A 2,897-nucleotide genomic window follows, 5' to 3' on the forward strand; every position below is an offset into this window, starting at 1 on the left:
GTTTGGGGGCGGGCCAGTAGGACTGGGTACCCTGGCCATCTCCGTGGGAGAGGAGACTATCACTCTCGAGGATGTATACGAACCATATCTCTTGCAGGTTGGGTTTATCCAAAGGACTCCCCGGGGGAGAATTGCTACCTGCCGGGCTTATCAGCACCTGGGCCTGGTAGAGAAGGGAAAACTGTTCTAGTTGAGATTGTTCTCTCCATTTTGACACTCAGCTCCAAACTATCTTGCGCTCACAAGTTGATCAGGATCGGGAACGGAAAGACCCGATGAAGACCTCTGATTTTGACTACACCTTGCCAGAAGAGTTCATAGCCCAGGTACCTCTCCAGGATCGAGCTGCTTCAAAGCTCATGGTGTTGGACAGAAGAACGGGCAGAATTGTCCATGATAGATTCAGAAACATCCCTTCTTAACTGAGGCGGGGCGACTGCCTGGTTCTCAATGAGACCAAGGTCATCCCGGCCAGAATATGGGGTCGGAAAGCAGACACGGGTGCCAGGATTGAAGCTCTGCTTCTCCGGGAGGTGAAACCCCTGAGCTGGGAAGCTCTGCTCAGGCCAGCCAAAAGGGCCCGTCCTGGAGCGGAGATCATCTTTGCTGGAAGGTCCTCCCGGGATGAGTTGAGAGGGAGAGTAGAGGCCGATCTAGGGGAAGGTCGAAAGATGTTGAAGTTTCTGGGTGAAATTGATCTTCTACCTGTGCTCAAGAGGATCGGAGAGGCCCCTCTTCCTCCCTATATTCATAACCCCAACATAGGGCTGGATCGGTATCAAACAGTATACGCTATGCGGGAAGGATCGGTGGCTGCGCCCACCGCGGGACTTCATTTCGATGAGGATCTGATCAGAAAAATATCCCAAGTCGGCATAAGAATAGCACGCATAATCCTCCATATTGGCCTGGATACTTTCCGACCCATTAAAAAAGACTCCGTGGAAGAGCATAAGATTCATTCGGAGTACTTTGAGGTTTCCCGGGAAGCTGCTGAGGTTATCAATATTACTAAACAGGAGGAGGGCAGGATCGTGGCCGTAGGGACGACCACGGTCAGAGCTCTGGAGACAGCGGCCAAAGAGGATGGGGTAGTCTCAGCCCAAAAAGGTCATACCGAGCTGTATATCGTTCCAGGATTTAAATTTCAGATAGTGGATGCCATAATAACCAATTTTCATCTTCCCAGATCCTCCCTTCTGGTCATGGTCTCGGCTTTCGCCGGAAGGGACAAAATTCTTAGGGCCTATGAAGAGGCCAAAAAACAGGGATATAGGTTTTTTAGCTTTGGGGATGCTATGCTGATACAGTGAGGCCGCCTCGCAGAGGCAAACCTCTGCCAGGAAAACATACTGCCGGCACGCTTACGGGGATGACTACCTTTTCTCACATGGGGGTTTTCCAATGAACCAAAAAGACATTTCGTCAGCTCGACAAATATCCAGTAGCAGGTACAAAGCAAATTTGCAGCGAGTAGGTTCGGCTATACCCGAGACAATCAGCTTGTTATCCGAGTATGCGCGTTTGGGTGATTGACAGCTTGTTCGGCAACGTGTTATACAAGAGAATCTCCTCAAGAAACACTCATCAGCCACAATTAATGCGATTATTCAAGCCGTTAAGAGCCGTTTCTTTTCTAACAATGCCCAGCTGCCAGGCGCTGACATTGCTGCGAAATTCTTGATGTCTAATATCTCGGAGATTACAAAGGCTCAGATTATCTACATATATTTGATTAACTCAGACCACCTAATTAAGCAGACATTCTTAAAACTTGTCAAGCCAACGATCGAAACTTCGTCCAATCCAATCCTTACCTCTCAAGGCGTGGTAGCGTTTCTCGATGGCGAGGTCAAAGCTCATCCAGAACTGGATCGCTGGTCTGATTATCTAAAGAGAAGGTGGGCACGCGGATTTTTGGCCTTCTGCCGTGATTTTGGCTTCATGAAACGGGCTCCAAGTACCGAACTTACTGCTCCTCGGATTCGTGTTGAGACGTTCACCTTTCTTTTGTTTGCTCTTTTACAAGCTGGTCTTTCTAACATGGAGGCCATAGGGCACGACATCTGGGTTCTCTACCTACTTAGGGAAGAGCAAAAGGAGAACCTTTTGACCGAAAGTCAGGCGAGAGGCTGGCTCTACTATGCCAGAGCGGCTGAGATCATGGAACTTAGACCCAAATATGAGTCGGTGGAGGAATGGATTGAGAATGCCCTGGGATAAAGAGCGATTCAACACCCTGGAGTCTCGAATTCTAGCAACAGTTGCGGGTCGGAGGCCGATTGTAGATGTGCCATATTATGTTTTCACATACGATCCAGGCCTGGAACTCATTTGCTTACGTGAGTTCAAAGACCTCCATGCTCGGTTGAGACAAAAGGGTGTTCAAGCAGAATGTTTTTCCCTCGCACAGTGGATGATAGATACTCTTGAGGCATTGGGGTGTCTCGACGAATCTTTCGCAGCATCCGAAAAAAGCAATAGAAAAATGGTGGCAGAAGACCTGGAGCGGGAATTAGCTCAAGGGATAGTAAGTCGACTCACTCAAACGCTAGCAGGAAGAGATGTTTCACACTGCGCGCTTCTAATTCGTGCGGGGTCTCTTTTCCCTTTTGTCCACGTATCGACACTCTTATCCCTTATAGAGGGGTAATTGCTCAATATCCTGTGGAAGAACAGACAGCTGCGAAAATTTTTTAAAAACACACTCATTTTTTACTTGCATTCTGGAGCAGCTTATGGTATACAATAACACATGGAGCTTGATATTGTATACCATGGTCGTCGCCTAACCCATAGAGACATTCTCTTTATCCGAAGACTGATTGCCAACAACCCGGATAAAAGCCGCTGGTTTATCTCCAGAGAGCTATGTCGGCAATGGGATTGGAGACAGC

2 protein-coding genes and 2 pseudogenes are annotated in these 2,897 nt (G+C 48.4%); all 4 read left to right on the forward strand.

The annotated features are described in order from the left end of the window. The coding region (locus HW443_RS10390; RefSeq protein ID WP_275942767.1) for a Holliday junction DNA helicase RuvB C-terminal domain-containing protein at positions 1–190 on the forward strand (190 nt) is incomplete at its 5' end. 85 nt (positions 191–275) lie between these two features. Further along, positions 276–1,313 (forward strand): annotated as a pseudogene (gene queA / locus HW443_RS10395) (tRNA preQ1(34) S-adenosylmethionine ribosyltransferase-isomerase QueA). Positions 1,314–1,554: 241 nt separating this feature from the next. Beyond that, positions 1,555–2,223, forward strand: a pseudogene (locus HW443_RS10400) (BrxA family protein); the annotation flags it as partial. Further along, the gene (locus tag HW443_RS14075; RefSeq protein ID WP_176231518.1) at positions 2,210–2,653 is read left to right on the forward strand and encodes a BREX protein BrxB domain-containing protein; all 444 of its coding nucleotides are present in this window, start codon (positions 2,210–2,212) and stop codon (positions 2,651–2,653) included. The pseudogene HW443_RS10400 and the gene HW443_RS14075, both read left to right, overlap by 14 nt. Positions 2,654–2,897 lie beyond the last annotated feature (244 nt).

This window comes from Candidatus Hakubella thermalkaliphila, from assembly GCF_013281975.1.
Lineage (GTDB): Bacteria > Actinomycetota > Humimicrobiia > Hakubellales > Hakubellaceae > Hakubella > Hakubella thermalkaliphila.